15 protein-coding genes are annotated in these 15732 nt (G+C 65.9%); 1 reads left to right on the top strand and 14 read right to left on the bottom strand.

What is annotated here, in order from left to right; genetic code table 11:
* The 13 genes from lnt to murJ form a co-directional block, all read right to left on the bottom strand.
* Window positions 1-1462, bottom strand: a 1462-nt coding sequence (gene lnt, locus AKL29_RS05685) for an apolipoprotein N-acyltransferase (protein WP_244481769.1), incomplete at its 3' end; no start/stop codon positions are given.
* Window positions 1459-2571 (bottom strand): hemolysin family protein, encoded by a 1113-nt coding sequence (locus AKL29_RS05680; RefSeq protein WP_050383423.1) that lies wholly within the window; start codon window positions 2569-2571, stop codon window positions 1459-1461. The genes AKL29_RS05680 and lnt, both read right to left, overlap by 4 nt.
* A 1-nt stretch (window position 2572) precedes the next feature.
* The gene (ybeY, locus tag AKL29_RS05675) at window positions 2573-3070 is read right to left on the bottom strand and encodes an rRNA maturation RNase YbeY (protein ID WP_050383422.1); all 498 of its coding nucleotides are present in this window, start codon (window positions 3068-3070) and stop codon (window positions 2573-2575) included.
* Between the two features lie 68 nt (window positions 3071-3138).
* Window positions 3139-4209 (bottom strand): PhoH family protein, encoded by a 1071-nt coding sequence (locus tag AKL29_RS05670; RefSeq protein WP_080667141.1) that lies wholly within the window; start codon window positions 4207-4209, stop codon window positions 3139-3141.
* 5 nt (window positions 4210-4214) lie between these two features.
* Window positions 4215-5603: a tRNA (N6-isopentenyl adenosine(37)-C2)-methylthiotransferase MiaB gene (miaB, locus tag AKL29_RS05665; RefSeq protein WP_050383421.1), complete on the bottom strand. Its 1389-nt coding sequence runs from the start codon at window positions 5601-5603 to the stop codon at window positions 4215-4217.
* Between the two features lie 235 nt (window positions 5604-5838).
* A complete protein-coding gene (locus tag AKL29_RS05660; RefSeq protein WP_050383420.1) occupies window positions 5839-6519 on the bottom strand; it encodes an HAD family hydrolase in 681 nt (226 codons plus the stop codon).
* Window positions 6520-6524: 5 nt separating this feature from the next.
* Window positions 6525-6977: a Fur family transcriptional regulator gene (locus tag AKL29_RS05655; RefSeq protein ID WP_016840396.1), complete on the bottom strand. Its 453-nt coding sequence runs from the start codon at window positions 6975-6977 to the stop codon at window positions 6525-6527.
* A gap of 77 nt (window positions 6978-7054) precedes the next feature.
* On the bottom strand, window positions 7055-7540 hold the full coding sequence (gene rimI, locus AKL29_RS05650; protein ID WP_050383419.1) for a ribosomal protein S18-alanine N-acetyltransferase: 486 nt from the start codon (window positions 7538-7540) through the stop codon (window positions 7055-7057).
* Complete coding sequence (tsaB, locus tag AKL29_RS05645) at window positions 7537-8232, bottom strand: tRNA (adenosine(37)-N6)-threonylcarbamoyltransferase complex dimerization subunit type 1 TsaB (protein WP_050383418.1); 696 nt, start codon at window positions 8230-8232, stop codon at window positions 7537-7539. Before tsaB ends, rimI begins: the two co-directional genes overlap by 4 nt.
* Window positions 8233-8320: 88 nt before the next feature.
* Window positions 8321-8890: a NifU family protein gene (locus tag AKL29_RS05640; protein ID WP_028335524.1), complete on the bottom strand. Its 570-nt coding sequence runs from the start codon at window positions 8888-8890 to the stop codon at window positions 8321-8323.
* A gap of 201 nt (window positions 8891-9091) precedes the next feature.
* On the bottom strand, window positions 9092-9586 hold the full coding sequence (locus tag AKL29_RS05635) for a universal stress protein (RefSeq protein WP_050383417.1): 495 nt from the start codon (window positions 9584-9586) through the stop codon (window positions 9092-9094).
* Between the two features lie 88 nt (window positions 9587-9674).
* Window positions 9675-10727: a tryptophan--tRNA ligase gene (gene trpS / locus AKL29_RS05630; protein WP_050383416.1), complete on the bottom strand. Its 1053-nt coding sequence runs from the start codon at window positions 10725-10727 to the stop codon at window positions 9675-9677.
* A gap of 66 nt (window positions 10728-10793) precedes the next feature.
* Window positions 10794-12332 (bottom strand): murein biosynthesis integral membrane protein MurJ, encoded by a 1539-nt coding sequence (gene murJ / locus AKL29_RS05625; RefSeq protein ID WP_050383415.1) that lies wholly within the window; start codon window positions 12330-12332, stop codon window positions 10794-10796.
* A 291-nt stretch (window positions 12333-12623) separates the two neighbouring features.
* On the opposite strand from murJ, the gene AKL29_RS05620 reads away from it, so the two are divergent.
* Entirely contained in the window at window positions 12624-13625 is a 1002-nt protein-coding gene (locus AKL29_RS05620; protein WP_028335528.1) for an adenosine kinase, read from the top strand.
* Window positions 13626-13796: 171 nt separating this feature from the next.
* On the opposite strand, the gene AKL29_RS05615 is transcribed toward AKL29_RS05620, so the two are convergent.
* Window positions 13797-15509: an AMP-binding protein gene (locus tag AKL29_RS05615; protein ID WP_050383414.1), complete on the bottom strand. Its 1713-nt coding sequence runs from the start codon at window positions 15507-15509 to the stop codon at window positions 13797-13799.
* Between the last annotated feature and the right edge of the window lie 223 nt (window positions 15510-15732).

The raw sequence follows: 15732 nt of genomic DNA, 5'->3' as shown, positions 1-15732 counted from the left end.
CGAGTTGTGCGACGATCCGGCCAACCGGGTCGATGACGGCCGAGACGCCCGTATTTGCGGCGCGGACCATCGGCAGGCCTTCCTCGATGGTGCGCAGCCGGGCCTGTTGCAGGTGCTGGTAAGGGCCGGTCGAGATTCCGAACCATCCGTCATTGGTGACATTGACGATCCAGCCGGGACGGTCGTCGCGGCTCACGATATTGCCGGGAAAGATCGCCTCGTAGCAGATCACGGGCAGGGCGCGCGGTGCGTTCGGAATATCGAGCGGCCGTCGGATCGTGCCGGGAATGTAGCCGCCCTGCACCTTGGTGAGCTGCACGAAGCCGAGCTTCTCCATCAAATCCTGGAACGGCAGATATTCTCCGAACGGGACAAGATGCAGCTTGTCATAGACCGCGAGCACGCTGCCGTCGTGGTCGATGACGTAGATGGAATTATAGGCGCGCGTCACGCGGACGCCGGGCGGCAGATCGGGCGCGCGCACCGAACCGGTGATCAGCACGGTTCCCTTCGGCAGCAAGTCGGCGATCTGCGCCATCGCGTCGGCTTCCTTGGTCAGGAAGAACGGAAACGCGGATTCCGGCCAGATCAGGATGGTGGCATCCTTCACGCCCGTGGCGTGCGGCCCTGAGGCGCGATCCGACAGGGTGAGATATTTCTGCATCACCGCCGCCTTGGCGGAGTAGTTGAACTTGGCGTCCTGCTGCAAATCGGGCTGCATGATGCGCAGCTTGACGCCATCGACCATCCTTGTCGGTTGCTGCGCGAGGCGGATCACGCCGAACGCCAGCATTGCCGCCAGCACCAGCACCGCGGCCACCGGCGCGCGCCACGGCTTGCGGCCGCGCGAGCCGCCGTCGATCAACACGGCCGGGCTTGCGAAGATCGCGACGGCCAGGAACGTCATGCCCCACAGCCCGATCAGCGACGCGGTCTGTGCCAGCGCCAGCGGCTCGGTCAGTGCGTAGCCGAACGCATTCCACGGAAAGCCGCTGAGGAGATGGCCGCGCAGCCATTCCGAAACCGTCAGGCTGACCGCGAGCGCCAGCACGCGCGAAGCGTCGCGCGGCCAGATCAGCCGCGCCAGCGCGAAGCCGAACGCGGTGAACAAAGCGAGATAGGCGGGCAGGCCGAGCACCGCGAACGGTGTCAGCCAGGCGAAGGTGTCCGCATCGACGAAGAAGGCGTAGCCGATCCAGTACAGGCCCGGCACGAAATAGCCGAGGCCGAACCAGAAGCCGGACAGCGCCGCGGCGGGCACGCCGCGCCAGCGGCCGGCCGCGCTGCCGTCGATCAGCCAGACCGCGATGGAAAAGGTGAGAAACAGAACCGGCCAGGCGTTGAACGGCGCCATCGCCAGCGCAGACAGCGCGCCGGCCGTGAGCGCGAGGACGGCGCGTTTCCATCCCCAGGTCAGGATGATTGCAAGGCCGATCGATCGGAGCTTGTCGGACAGCCTCACTGCGGACCGGCTCCCTCGCCGGGCGGCGGCATGTTGTCATTCGCCTGCGGGTTTCCGGAGTCCGGCGCCTGCTCGCGGCGCCGCTCGCGCTCCTTGCGCGGCGTCGGCCGTTCCTTGCGCGCGGTGATGCGCACGCGCTTGACCCGCCGCGGATCGGCGTCGAGCACCTCGACCTCGTAATTGCCGGGCCCCGAAATCACCTCGCCGCGTACCGGCAGGCGTCCGACGAACGATACGAGGTAACCGCCGAGCGTCTCGACCTCCTCGCCGGCGTCGCCGATCACGAAATCCTCGCCGATCACCGAGCGGACATCGTCGAGGCTGGCGCGCGCATCGGCGATGAAGGAGTGGTCCGGCTGGCGCACGATGGACGGCGGCTCGTCGGAATCGTGCTCGTCATCGATCTCGCCGACGATCTGCTCGACGATATCCTCGATCGACACCAGCCCGTCGGTGCCGCCATATTCGTCGACCACCAGCGCGAGATGGATCCGCGAGGCCTGCATCTGCGCCAGCAGGTCGATCGCGCGCATCGATGGCGGGATATAGAGCAGCTTGCGGATGATATTGGCTTCCGACAGCGGCAGCGCGAGATCGACGCTGCGCAGATCGAGCCCGGCCGGAAACGGCTTCTTGCGCTTCGTCTTGGTCGCGTCGGTGAGGCGGGCTCTCGCGGTCATAAAGGCGAGCAGGTCGCGGATGTGCACCATGCCCTCGGGGTCGTCGAGGGTCTCGTTGTAGACGACGAGCCGCGAATGCGCCGCGCTCTCGAACAGGCTCATCAATTCGCCGAGCGGAATGTCGCGCTTGACCGCGACGATGTCGGCGCGGTGCACCATGACGTCGGCGATCCGCCGCTCGTTCAGCGACAGGATGTTGCGCAGCATGGTGCGCTCGATCGCCGAGAAGCCGACATCGTCGGGCGTCGAAGCGTCGAGCACGACCTGCAAATCGTCGCGCACCGAGCCGGCCTTCCAGCCGAACAGCGTGCGGATCGCGCGCACCAGCCAGCCCTCGGCCGCGGGGCGCTGCACCTCGCCCTCGTGCACCACGGCGGGCAGGTTGCTCACGTTGCGCGGGTTGTCGTGGGTCGGTTCGGAATCCGGCATGTCAGGCGATCCGATCCGCATAGGGGTCGGGAATGCCGAGGGAAGAGAGGATCTCGCGCTCGAGCGCCTCCATGTCCTCGGCATCGTCGTCGTTCTCGTGGTCGTAACCGATCAGGTGCAGGAAGCCATGCACCGCGAGATGGCTCAAATGATGGTCGAACGGTTTCTGCTCTTCATCGGCTTCCCGCCGCGTCGTCTCATAGGCGATCGCGATATCGCCGAGCATGCGCGGGGCATCGTCGGATCCGCCGGCGCCTTCCGGCTGCAGCGCCGGAAACGACAGCACGTTGGTCGGCTTGTCGATGCTGCGCCAGTTGGCGTTGAGGGTGCGGATGCCGGCATCGTCGGTCAGCATCACCGCAAGCTCGGCGTCGGCGACATCGGCATCGGCGATTTCGGCGGCAGCCTCGATGGCGCGGTGGATCACCGCGTCGGCATTGGGCTCGGCCTGCCAGCATTCGGCGGTGACGAGAACCTCGGTTGCAGGAAAAGCAGACACGTTGGTTTCAAAATCTGCGTTATGGCCGGATCCCGCGTCGTGCGGGCTCGCGGCCGAAGCTATTGGTCTCAAGATCTGGCGTTTGCCGGCTTTTGCGGCAATCCCTCATAGGCGGCCACGATGCGCGCCACCAATTCATGGCGGATGACGTCTTCGGCCTTGAAATGCACCTGCGCGATGCCCTCGACGCCGTCGAGCAGCTTCACGGCTTCCGTGAGCCCCGAGGTCTGGCCATGCGGCAGGTCGACCTGCGACGGATCGCCGGTGACGATCATCCGGCTGTTCTCGCCGAGACGCGTCAGGAACATCTTCATCTGCATCGTCGTGGTGTTCTGCGCCTCGTCGAGGATGATGGCGGCATTGGTCAGGGTGCGGCCGCGCATGAAGGCGAGCGGGGCGATCTCGATCTCGTTGCCCTGCAGCGCGCGCTCGACGACGCGGGCATCCATCAGATCGTACAGCGCGTCATAGATCGGGCGCAGATACGGATCGACCTTCTCCTTGAGGTCGCCGGGCAGGAAGCCGAGCCGCTCGCCGGCTTCCACCGCGGGGCGCGTCAGGATGATGCGATCGACCTCCTTGCGCTCGAACAGCTGCGCGGCATGGGCGACCGCGAGCCAGGTCTTCCCGGTGCCGGCCGGGCCGATGCCGAACACCAACTCATGCCGCTTCAGCGCGCGGATGTAGGAATCCTGCGCCGCGGTGCGGGCGCGCACCGGACGCTTGCGCAGATTGATGGTCTCGAAGGTCGGCTTGGCGGTCTTGTTGTCGAATTCGAACAGCGAGCCCTGCGCGATCACGGCGCGGATCGCACCTTCGACCTCGCCCTGATCGAGGTCGTGTCCTTCGACGGCCTGCGCGTAGAGCGTCTCCAGCACGCGCCGCGCCGCGTCGCAGCCGTCGCGGGAGCCTGCGATGGTGAGATGATTGCCGCGGGAATCGACCACGACGCCGAGCCGCCGCTCGATCAGCGCCAGATTCTGTCCGTAGGGGCCGACCAGCGCGGATGCCGCGCGGTTGTCGTCGAAATCGATGACGACCTGAGTTTCAGGGGGCCGGGTCTCAGGTGGCATTTGCATGTCGCGGTCAGGTTTGCGGCTGGGAGCGAGCGAAGACGAATCCGATGCGCTTTTGGGCAAGGATTTCAGGCTCCAATGGTCTGCGAAATGAGGCCGGGCGCGGGCCGCGTTACGAGCTCGCCGATCAAGCTGTAGCGCTCGAGGCTGTCGATCCTCACCGGGAGGACCTGGCCGATGATGTCGGGCGACGCCATCACATGGGCGGGCTGCAGATAGGCGGTGCGGCCGACGATCTGGCCCGGATTGCGCGCGGCGCGCTCGAACAGCACATCGACCGTTGTGCCAATCGCAGCCCGGTTGAAGGCCGATTGCTGGCTGTCGATCAATTCCTGAAGCCGCCCCAAGCGCTCGTCCATCTCGGCTGCTGACACTGTCTCCCGCATCTCCGCCGCCGGCGTGCCCGGCCGTGGCGAATATTTGAATGAATACGCCGCAGCGTATCCGATTTGCGTGACAAGCGCGAGGGTGGCGGAAAATTCTTCCGCGGTCTCTCCGGGGAAGCCCACGATAAAATCTGATGAAAAAGCAATGTCTTGCCGCGCGGCGCGGAACCGGTCGATGACGCGCCGGTAGTCATCGGCGGTATGTTTGCGGTTCATGGCGGCAAGGATCCGGTCCGCCCCGGATTGCACCGGCAGGTGCACGAACGGCATCAGTTCGGGCAAATCGCGATGTGCCGCGATCAGGGTGTCGTCGACGTCGCGCGGATGGCTGGTCGAATAGCGCAGCCGCGTGACGCCGGGAATCGTGGCGAGCCGCTGCAACAATTTGCCGAGCGGCCAGACGCGGCCGTCGGGACCTTCGCCGTGATAGGCGTTGACGTTCTGTCCGATCAGCGTGAATTCGCGCACGCCATTGTCGGCGAGCTGCTTCACATCGTCGATGATCCTGGCGACCGGACGCGAGACTTCCGCGCCGCGCGTATAGGGCACGACGCAGAAGGTGCAGAACTTGTCGCAACCTTCCTGCACCGTGACGAAGGCGGAGATGCCGCGGGCGCGGATCGCATCCGGCTTCGGCTGCGGCAGGAAGCCGAACTTGTCCTCGACCGGGAATTCCGTTTCCAGCGCGCGGCCGTTTGCCTTGGCGCGCTTCAAGAGCTCGGGCAGATGATGATAGCTCTGCGGCCCGACCACGATGTCGACGGTCGGCGCGCGATGGATGATCTCGGCGCCTTCGGCCTGCGCGACGCAGCCGGCAACCGCGATCTTCATCTCGCGGCCCGCCCGCGCGGCCTCGTCCTTGGCGACGCGCAGCCGCCCGAGCTCGGAATAGACTTTCTCCGACGCCTTCTCGCGGATGTGGCAGGTGTTGAGGATCACGAGGTCGGCGTCTTCGGCGCTCGCGGTCTCGACAAAGCCCTCGCCGGCCAGCGTGTCCGCCATGCGTTGCGCATCGTAGACATTCATCTGGCAGCCATAGGACTTGATGTGCAGCTTGCGCGGCGTCGTCATGGAACCCTAAGAGCGAAAAATGGAAACGGCGCCATCGGGGCGCCGGGGCTGAAATATAGCTTAAACCGGGGAAAATCCAGCGGTCCGGGGCTGGTCCTGTCACCTCCCTTGAAAAGGGGGGCTCGCTTTGCTCGCCAGAGCAAAGCGGGTGGGGATCAGCTCCCTCCGCACGCAGCGGCGCCCGCGGCTGGAACCCCATCCCGGCCTTCCCCTTTCAGGGGAAGGAGAAGATTGCTCACACAACCGGGGTTTTGGCCCCCACCCGGGCGATCAAATCGGGCAATTTCCGCATATCGGCGAAGGTGACGGCCGCGCCGGCCTGGCGCAGCATGTCCTCGTGTTCCGCCGTGCAATGGCTGCCGCCGTAAAATCCGAGCACGGTCATCCCGGCGGCGCGGGCGCCGGTGACGCCGGCCACGCTGTCCTCGATCACGACGCAGCGCGCCGGGCTGGCGCCCATCTGCGCCGCCGCGAACAGGAAGAGATCGGGCGCCGGCTTGCCGCGCTTGACCTGGGTGGCGGAGAAAATATGCGGTGCGAGCTGGTCGTAGAGCCCGGCGCAGGTCAGGCCGTGATGGATCTTTTCCGGCGTGCCGCTCGACGCCACGCATTTCGGTAAGCCGAGCGCGGCGATCGCCTCGCCGACATGCGCGATCGCACTGAGATCGTCGGCATAGAAGCTCAGCGTCGCGTGCTTGACCTCGGCCTCGAAGGTCTCGGGCAGCGCGCGGCCGATCTCGCTTTCGACGATCCGCCGCGCCTCGCGGTCGGACACACCGAGGAAGCGCTTCAGCACGCCGTCAGGTGTAATCGGAAAGCCGTGCCGCGTCAGCGTCTCCGCATGCGCGCGACAGGAGATCACCTCGCTGTCGACCAGCACGCCGTCGCAATCGAAGATGACGAGGTCGAAACTCACCCGGCTTACGACTTGCTGTCTTCGTCGAGCGGGACGCAATACAGCTCGAGACGGTGATCGACCAGCTTGTAGCCGAGCTTGCGCGCGATCTCGGCCTGCAGTTTCTCGATTTCCTCGGAGGTGAACTCGATCACCTTGCCGTCGCGCAGATTGATCAGGTGGTCGTGATGGCTCTCGGGCATCTGCTCATAGCGCGCACGGCCCTCGCGGAAGTCGTGGCGCTCGATGATGCCGGCATCCTCGAACAGCTTGACGGTGCGATAGACGGTCGAGATCGAGATCTTGTCGTCGACCGCCACGCAGCGGCGGTAGAGCTCCTCGACGTCAGGGTGATCCATGGCCTCCGCCAGCACGCGTGCGATCACACGGCGCTGTTCGGTCATGCGCATGCCGGTCGCGGCGCAGCGCGCCTCGATGCCGGTATTCTTCTGCGCAGGCGTGATTTTCACCGTCGTCATGGGTCCTTGGCAGGTCCTTGGCCAGTCCTTGGGCCTTGGATGGCAGAGCAGGGCGATGTTCTGCCATCGCGCCGATGTTACGACAAGTCGCGCCGCATCAGAAGCGCGTTCAAATGTTCCCCGCCGGGCTGCTTGTAGTAGCGCTCGCGGCGGCCGATCACGCCGAATCCGGCCTTTTCATAGAGCCGTCGCGCCGGCTGATTGTTCTCTTCCACCTCGAGGAAGATGGTGCGGACGCCGCGGCCGGCAAGATGGCCGAGATGAGTCAGCAGCAGGTCGCGCGACAGCCCGCGGCCGCGCTGATTGGAATCGATCGCAATCGACAGAATTTCGGCCTCGTCCGCCGCCATCCGCGAGACGGCAAAGCCGATCACCTTGCGTCCTTGCCGCAGCCGGTGCACCAGCGTGTTGCGCTCGGTCAGCATCGCCTCGAATTCGCCCTCGCCCCAGCCGCGATGAAACGACGCGCCGTGCAATTGCGCGAGTCGCGCCGCATCGCGCAGCGATGCGGCCTCGACCGCGGGAGGGCCGCCACCCCACCATCGTGACAGCCAGCCGATCATGTCGATCGCGGCGTGCTGATCTCGAGCCGGTCCTTCGGCGGCTTGGCGTCGGGCGCACGCAGATAGAACGGCCGCGGCGGCGCGGTTTCAGGATCCACGGCCGCGCCGATCCAGGCGACCCAGGTAATATCGGGCGCGGGCTGCCGGTCGACCTTGACCGGCGTTGCCGCGTCGGCGGGCCAGCGCTCGGCGAGGATATTGGCGGCGTTGCCGACCAGATGCAGCGCGCCGTGTTGGGAGGCCTCGAGCGCTTCCGCGATCGGCGCCACCTTCGGCTTGATGATCGGGCTGCCGTCGCCGTCCACCAGCTGGAAATAGACGTGATCATGCCGCGCATCGATCGCCGACAGGATCGCAGACGCGCCATTCTCGGCGACGACAGGCGCGGCGTAGGCGGCGAGCGTCGACAGTCCGACCACCGGCTTTTCCGCGGCCAGCGCCAGGCCGCGCGCCGCCGAGAGGCCGACGCGCAGGCCGGTGAAACTGCCGGGGCCGGTGGTGACGGCGATGCGGTCGAGCCCGGCAAAGCCGATGCCGCTCTCTTTCATCACCCGAGCGATCAGCGGCATCAGCGCCTCGGCATGGCCGCGCTGCATCGCCTGCGATTCAATGGCGATTGTGTTGCCGGAGGTGGTGTCGAGCACCGCCGCGGAGCAGGCGTCGAGCGCCGTATCGATGGCGAGAATCATCATGGGAGGGCGAATGGCAAATGGGGAATGGCGAATAGAGGTCCAGAGGAGAATGCTATTCGCGATCCGCCACGCGCCATTCGCCGCTCCATCACATCGGCCGGACTTCCTGCACGTCGGGCACGAAGTGCCGGAGCAGGTTCTGTATGCCGTGTTGCAGGGTTGCGGTCGATGACGGGCAGCCAGCGCAGGAGCCCTTCATGTTGAGATAGACGATGCCGTCCTTGAAGCCGCGGAAGGTGATGTCGCCGCCGTCATTGGCAACCGCGGGACGCACGCGGGTCTCGATCAGGTCCTTGATCTGCTCGACCGTCTCGGCGTCGGCCTCGTCGAAGAACTCGTCTTCCTCATCGCGGGCGTCGTCGCTGGCCGCGGTGCCGTCGGCGAGCAGCGGCGCGCCGGACATGTAGTGCTCCATGATGGCGCCGAGGATCGCGGGCTTGAGGTGCTGCCAGTCGCCGTCCGCTTTGGTCACGGTGATGAAGTCGCCGCCGTAGAACACGCCGGTGACGCCGGATACGGCGAACAGCCGTTCGGCGAGCGGCGAGCGCGCTGCGGACTCGGGCGAGGAAAATTCCATCGTCCCGCTGTCGAGCACCATGCGGCCCGGAATGAATTTCAGCGTGGCGGGATTGGGCGTGGCTTCGGTCTGAATGAACATCTGCTGTCTCCGGCGTCGCCGGTTCAAGGCCGGCGCGTTGGGTTCCATTATAGCGTTTTCGAGCGAAGTGACACCGGTTCGCGAAGAAAACGCGTCAAATCAAGGAGTCAGATGGCAACTAAAAAGCCCGCGATCAAGCCGCAAAACCGCGGTTCCAGGCTCATACCCATGCCCGGAAGCGGGTCCGGGGCCGGTAACGCGCTAGGACAGGGCGTCGATCTCGGCGTCGGTCAGGCCGCCCGGCACGATGGTCACCGGGATCGGGAATGCCCCCATGGTCTTGGCCATGGTGGTGATGATCGGCCCGGGCCCCTCGGCGCCCGGATTGGCGGCCAGCACCAGCGCTGCGATATCGACGTCCTTGTCGATCACGTCGAGGATCTGTTCGATCGGGTCGCCCTCGCGAATCACCCGCTCCGGGGTGATCGCGGCGATGCCGTTGGCGCGGCCGGCGGCGCGGTCGAGCGCCTCATTGGCGGCCTCCTCGGCCTCCGCGCGCATGATGTCGGCGACCCCGAGCCATTGCTGGTTCTGGTCCTCGGTCTCGATCACCCGCAGCATCACGACGCCGCCGCCGACCCGGATCGCCCACCGGCTGGCGTAATAGACCGCGCGGTCCCATTCCGCAGTGTCGTCAACGATGACGAGGCATTTCGGCTTGTGACCTGACTCGTAGCTTCGTCGCTGGGCGGTCATGCATGTCCCGGTGCTGAACCAAACCAACCCATGGTGCCATACTCCCTCGCCGTTTGGGAGAGGGAGCGCGCAGTTCCTGCCTTGCGCGTCAGCGCGGGCGGATGAAGCCGACGATGTCCTTGGTGATGCGCATGGTCTCGTCGGCGATGCCGCGGGCGCGGTTGGCGCCGTCGGCGAGGACCGCGTCGACATGGCCGGGATCGGCGACCAGCTTCTTCATCTCGGAGGCGATCGGCGCCAGTTTCGCGACGCAAACCTCGACCAGCGCGTTCTTGAAGCTGGAGAACTGCCCGCCGCCGAACTGTGTCAGCACCTCCTGCTTGGAGATGCCGGCCAGCGCCGCGTAGATGCCGACCAGATTGTCGGCCTCGGGGCGGGTTTCGAGACCCTTCTCCTCCGACGGCAGCGGCTCCGGATCGGTCTTCGCCTTGCGGATCTTCTGCTTGATGGTGTCGGCGTCGTCGGTGAGGTTGATGCGCGAATTGTCCGACGCATCCGACTTCGACATCTTCTTGGTGCCGTCGCGCAGGCTCATCACCCGCGTCGCGGGCCCCGTGATCAGCGGCTCGGGCTGCGGGAAGAACAGGCCGTCGGCAAAGCCATGACCGCGGATCGAATCGCCGAAATCGTTGTTGAATTTCTGCGCGATGTCGCGGGACAGCTCCAGATGCTGCTTCTGGTCCTCGCCGACCGGCACATGGGTCGCGCGGTAGAGCAGGATGTCGGCGGCCATCAGCACCGGATAGTCGTAGAGGCCGACCGAGGCGTTCTCGCGGTCCTTGCCGGCCTTCTCCTTGAACTGCGTCATGCGGTTCAGCCAGCCGATCCGCGCGACGCAGTTGAAGATCCAGGTCAGCTCGGCATGGCCGGCGATCTGGCTCTGGTTGAACACGATGTGCTTCTTGGCATCGATGCCCGCGGCGATGAAGGCCGCGGTGACCTCGCGGGTGTTGCGGGCGAGCTCGGCCGGGCCGCCCCAGACCTCGACGCCCTGCGTGATCGCATGCATGTCGACGACGCAATAGATGCAGTTGTGGGTCTGCTGCATCTTCACGAAGTTGACGATAGCGCCGAGGTAGTTGCCGAGGTGCAGATTGCCCGTCGGCTGGACGCCTGAGAAAACCCGTTCAACGAACGCCATGGTCTCGATTCCCGGAAATGGCTAGTTTTGCCGCGTCGTTTGCCACTTAAGCTCCGCGCACGCAAGTCAGGCGGGGCGCCTTTGCCGGACGGCGTTAACCGCCTCGCGCCAGCCGGTGACGCCGAAAAGCTGCAAGAACAGCCCGTAACCGGCGATACCTGCCGCGATCAACGCGAGCAGGGAGGCTGCTTGCACGAAACCGTGGCTGCCGGCTGACGGCAGCCCGCCCTCCGCAAGCCAGAGCAGGGCGCCCATCGCGAGCGCCGCGGCCAGGATGCGCGGCAGCCGGCGGCGCGCTGCGGCGTCGATCGAAAAGCCGAAGGTTGCGGCACCCTTGCGGATCAGCGCCAGCGCATTGCTCCAGGAGCCGAGCGCAATGCCTGCGGCGATTCCGCTCGCGCCGAAGATCTGGCCGAGCAGGAAGGACGCCGCGATCGCCACCACGACCGCCTTCAGCGTCGCGAGCAGCGGCGTCAGCGTGTCCTCGCGCGCAAAGAATGCCGGCGACAGCGCCTTCACCAGCACATGCGCCGGCAAGGCCAGCGTCAGCCAGATCAAGGCTTGCGCGGTTGCCGCGCTATCCTGGGCTGTGAACGCGCCGTGCTCGAACAGCATCCGCACGATCGGCTCGCTCAGCACCATCAGGCCGAGCGTCGCCGGCAGCGCCAGCCCGACCGCAAGCTCGAGAGCACGTGATTCCGCATGCGCGATCGCGCTGGATTCGCCGCTGCGAACGGCGCGCGTCATCTCCGGGATCAGCACCGTGCCCATGGCGACGCCGACGATGCCGAGCGGCAGCTCGAGCAGGCGGTTAGCGAAATAGAGCCAGGACACCGCCGACGGTGAGGTCGACGCGATCACCGCGCCTGCCACCATCAGCCATTGCGGCGCGCTGCTCGCGACCATGCCGGGGATCGCGCGGCCGAGAAAGCCGCCCATGTCAGGATCGAAGGACACGCGGAGCGGCGAGGCGAGCCTTGCGCCGCGCAGCGCCAGCATCGACAGTTGCAGGAAGCCGGCGGCGCCGATCGTTGCCGCCATCACCAGCGCGGCCTGCGCCGGCTCCTGCTGCCGCACCAGCAGCACGGCCATCACCGATATCAGCGCGATGTTGAATAACAGCGGCGAGAACGCGGTCAGCGCGAAGCGCCCCTGCGCGCTGAGCAGTGCCATCATCACCGTGACCGGGCCGGCGAAGGCGAGATAGGGCAGCATCAGCCGCGCGTAGTCGACGGCGAATTGCAGCGTGTCGCGGCCGACGAACCCCGGCGCGATCGCCGCGATCACCAGCGGCATCAGCACGCCGATGACGAGCGCCGCTGCGATCACCGCGGCGCTGACGGTGCCGAGCACGCGGCCGGCAAAGGCGGTTGCCGCGTCCATGCCGCCGGCATCGCGCGCCTTCAGCCAGGCCGGCACCAGAGCGGCATTCAGCCCGCCCTCGGACAACAGCCGTCGCACAACATTCACAAGCTGGAATGCCGCCAGGAATGCATCCGCCACCGGTCCCGCGCCGAGCAGCGCCGCGATCGCGGAATCGCGCACGAAACCGAGCAGTCGCGAGGCCAGCGTTCCCGAGGAGACCGTGAGGAAGGAGCGGAACATGGGGTCTGTATAGCAGTAGCAGGTATTGCTTCCAGTGGTGCCGTCTTAAACCCGTCATCCCCGCGCAAAGGCTCCGCCTTTGTCGCTGGAGGTGCGAGCGAAGCGAGCCTCGAAGGATGAATCGGCCTGAGCCGGGCCTTTCATCCTTCGAGACGCGCTACGCGCTCAGGATGACGGGTTGGCAGAGCGCAATGCTGACAGGGTTTCGCCCAAATAGCTTCCCTTGCTGCCCCGAGGCGTAACGTGATAGGTCGCGGCTCTTGTTGGGTGGCGTTAACACAGGGCAGGTCTATGGCTGACGCAAAATACGACGTTCTTGGAATCGGCAACGCGATCTTCGACGTGCTGGTGCAGACCGACGAGGCATTCCTTGCCCGTCACGGCATGACCAAGGGCTCGATGCAGCTGATCGATGAGGCGCGCGCCACCGCGATCTACGGCGACATGGGGGTGGCGACCGAAATGTCGGGCGGTTCGGCCGCCAACACCATCGTCGGCGTCGGCAGTCTCGGCGCCCGCGCCGCCTATGTCGGCAAGGTCAAGGACGACCAGATCGGCAAGCTCTACGTCCACGACATCCGCGCCGCCGGCGTGACCTTCGACACCGCGCCGGCCAGGACCGGCCCGGCCACCGGCTGCTCCTACATCCTGGTGACGCCGGACGGCGAGCGCACCATGAACACCTATCTCGGCGCCGCGCAGGACCTGACGCCCGACGACATCGATCCAAACCAGATCGCTGCCGCCAGCATCATCTATCTCGAGGGCTACCTCTGGGATCCGAAGAACGCCAAGGACGCTTTCGTGAAGGCGGCGACCATCGCGCACGGCGCGGGCCGCCAGGTCGCGCTGACGCTGTCGGATTCGTTCTGCGTCGATCGCTACCGCGACGAATTCCTCGATCTGATGCGCAAGGGCGTGGTGGATCTGGTATTCGCCAACGAGTCCGAGCTGCACTCGCTGTACCAGACCTCGGATTTCGACACCGCGCTGAAGCAGTTCGGCAAGGATACCAAACTCGGCGTCGTCACCCGCAGCGAGAAGGGGTGCGTCGTGATCTCCGGCGACAGTGTCGTCGCGCCGCCCGCCTCGCCCATCGACAGGCTGGTCGACACCACCGGCGCCGGCGATCTGTTCGCCGCCGGCTTCCTCGTCGGTCTCGTGCGCAAGGTCGGCCATGAGAATGCCGGCCGGCTCGGCGCGCTCGCCGCGGCCGAAGTGATCCAGCACATCGGCGCCCGGCCGCTGGTGTCGCTGCAGGATCTGGCGAAGCAGCAGGGGCTGCTGGTTTAGGCGGGGCTTTTCTCCTTCGCCTCGCCCCGCTCGCGGGGAGAGGCCGGATCGCATCGTAGATGCGTTCCGGGTGAGAGGGAGTCTCCGCGTATTCACTGCTTTCGAATTTGCGGAGGCGGTCTCTCACCCCGACCCTCTCCCCGCAAAGAGCGGGGCGAGGGAGAAGAGAGATCACGCCGTCTTCGCCGCCTTCAATCCCAGCCGCTGCTCCACCGCATCGCGCATCACGAACTTCTGGATTTTCCCTGTCACCGTCATCGGGAATTCATCGACGAACTCGACATAGCGCGGGATCTTGTTGTGGGCGATCTGGCCTTGGCAGAAGGCGCGGACCTCGTCGGCGGTGAGCGTTTCGCCCTGCCTGATTCTGACCCAGGCGCACAGCTCTTCGCCATAGCGCTCGTCGGCGACGCCGAAGATCTGCACGTCCTGGATCTTCGGATGGCGGTAGAGGAACTCCTCGATCTCGCGCGGATACAGGTTCTCGCCGCCGCGGATCACCATGTCCTTGATGCGGCCGACGATGTTGCAATAGCCTTCGTCGTCGATCACGGCGAGATCGCCGGTGTGCATCCAGCCATTGGCGTCGAGCACATCGCCGGTCTTTTCCTTCTCGTCCCAATAGCCGAGCATGATGCTGTAGCCGCGGGTGCAGAGCTCGCCGCGTTCGCCGCGCGGCACCACCTTGCCGCCGAGATCGACCACCTTGACCTCGACATGCGGATGGATGCGGCCGACGGTCGAGACGCGGCGCTCCAGTGGATCGTCGGTCGCGCTCTGAAAACTCACCGGGCTGGTCTCGGTCATGCCGTAGGCGATCGTCACCTCGCGCATGTTCATCTCGGTGTTGACGCGCTTCATCACCTCGATCGGGCAGGGCGCGCCGGCCATGATGCCGGTGCGCAGCGAGGACAAGTCGAAGCGCGCGAAGTCGGGATGGTCGAGCTCGGCGATGAACATGGTTGGCACGCCGTACAGCGTCGTGCATCTCTCCTGCGCGACCGTCGTCAGCGTCGCCAGCGGATCAAAGCCTTCGCCGGGATAGACCATGGTGGTGCCGAGCGTGACGGAAGCGAGGTTGCCCATCACCATGCCGAAGCAGTGATAGAGCGGCACCGGAATGCAGATGCGGTCCTGTTCGGTCAGGCGCATGGCGCGGCCGGTGAAGTAGCCGTTATTGAGGATGTTGTGATGGGTCAGCGTCACGCCCTTCGGCGAGCCGGTGGTGCCGCTGGTGAACTGGATGTTGACGGGATCGTCGAACTGCAGGCTCTCGCCGAGCGCCGCAAGCTGCTCGCGATGGCGCTCGCCGCCCATCTGCGATACCGCATCGAATGGAATGGTGCCCGGCGCCGCCGGTCCGCCGATCTGGATCACGGCGCGCAGTTGCGGCAGCCGCGCCGACCGCAAGTGACCGGGCTCCGAGCTTGCGAGCTCGGGCAGCAGCGTGTTCAGCATCTCCATATAGGCCGAGGTCTTGAATGCGGTCGCCGTCACGATCGCGGCGCAGCCGACCTTGCCGAGCGCGAATTCCAGCTCGCTCAGCCGATAGGCCGGATTGATGGTGACGAGGATCAGTCCGGCTTTCGCGGCGGCGAATTGCGTCAGCGTCCATTCCGGGCGGTTCAGCGACCAGATCCCGATCCGCTCGCCGCGTTGCAGCCCGAGCGCGATGAAGCCCGCCGCCAGCGCCTCGGCGCGCTCGGCGAATTCGTTCCAGGTCCAGCGCACATTGTGGCTGGGCGAGACCAGCGCCTCGCGCTCGCCCCAGCGTGTGCGAGCACGGTCGAGGCTGCGGCCGATGGTTTCACCGAGCAACGGCGTATCGGAAATGCCGCAGACATAGCTGTCTGCCTTGCTGTCTCCCTTGGGTGTGGGTGCCAAGCTCGTCCTCCTCGTGGTCGTGTTCGTGTCGCCGCGCTTTTTTGCGCGATCTTAGTCGTTTGGCGCAGATGGGACAGGCCCGACCAATGGCGGGTATGGTTTTCGATTGTAGCGGCGACGGGTTCCGCTTCACCTCGCCCCGCGTGCGGGGAGAGGTCGGATCGCATCGAAGATGCGATCCGGGTGAGGGGAGTCTCTGCGAGTCCAATTGCGACCGTCTGCG

It is taken from the genome of Bradyrhizobium pachyrhizi (assembly GCF_001189245.1).
Taxonomy (GTDB): domain Bacteria; phylum Pseudomonadota; class Alphaproteobacteria; order Rhizobiales; family Xanthobacteraceae; genus Bradyrhizobium; species Bradyrhizobium pachyrhizi.
This window is presented reverse-complemented; position numbering and strand designations above follow the sequence as displayed.

Excerpts from the sequence above, each read along its gene's own strand:
- AKL29_RS05640 (WP_028335524.1), bottom strand. The coding sequence starts at position 8,890 with ATGTTCATTCAGACCGAAGCCACGCCCAATCCCGCCACGCTGAAATTC.
- AKL29_RS05655 (WP_016840396.1), bottom strand. The coding sequence starts at position 6,977 with ATGACGACGGTGAAAATCACGCCTGCGCAGAAGAATACCGGCATCGAG.
- AKL29_RS05680 (WP_050383423.1), bottom strand. The coding sequence starts at position 2,571 with ATGCCGGATTCCGAACCGACCCACGACAACCCGCGCAACGTGAGCAAC.
- AKL29_RS05620 (WP_028335528.1), top strand. The coding sequence starts at position 12,624 with ATGGCTGACGCAAAATACGACGTTCTTGGAATCGGCAACGCGATCTTC.
- murJ (WP_050383415.1), bottom strand. The coding sequence starts at position 12,332 with ATGTTCCGCTCCTTCCTCACGGTCTCCTCGGGAACGCTGGCCTCGCGA.
- miaB (WP_050383421.1), bottom strand. The coding sequence starts at position 5,603 with ATGACGACGCCGCGCAAGCTGCACATCAAGTCCTATGGCTGCCAGATG.
- trpS (WP_050383416.1), bottom strand. The coding sequence starts at position 10,727 with ATGGCGTTCGTTGAACGGGTTTTCTCAGGCGTCCAGCCGACGGGCAAT.
- tsaB (WP_050383418.1), bottom strand. The coding sequence starts at position 8,232 with ATGATGATTCTCGCCATCGATACGGCGCTCGACGCCTGCTCCGCGGCG.
- AKL29_RS05635 (WP_050383417.1), bottom strand. The coding sequence starts at position 9,586 with ATGACCGCCCAGCGACGAAGCTACGAGTCAGGTCACAAGCCGAAATGC.
- rimI (WP_050383419.1), bottom strand. The coding sequence starts at position 7,540 with ATGATCGGCTGGCTGTCACGATGGTGGGGTGGCGGCCCTCCCGCGGTC.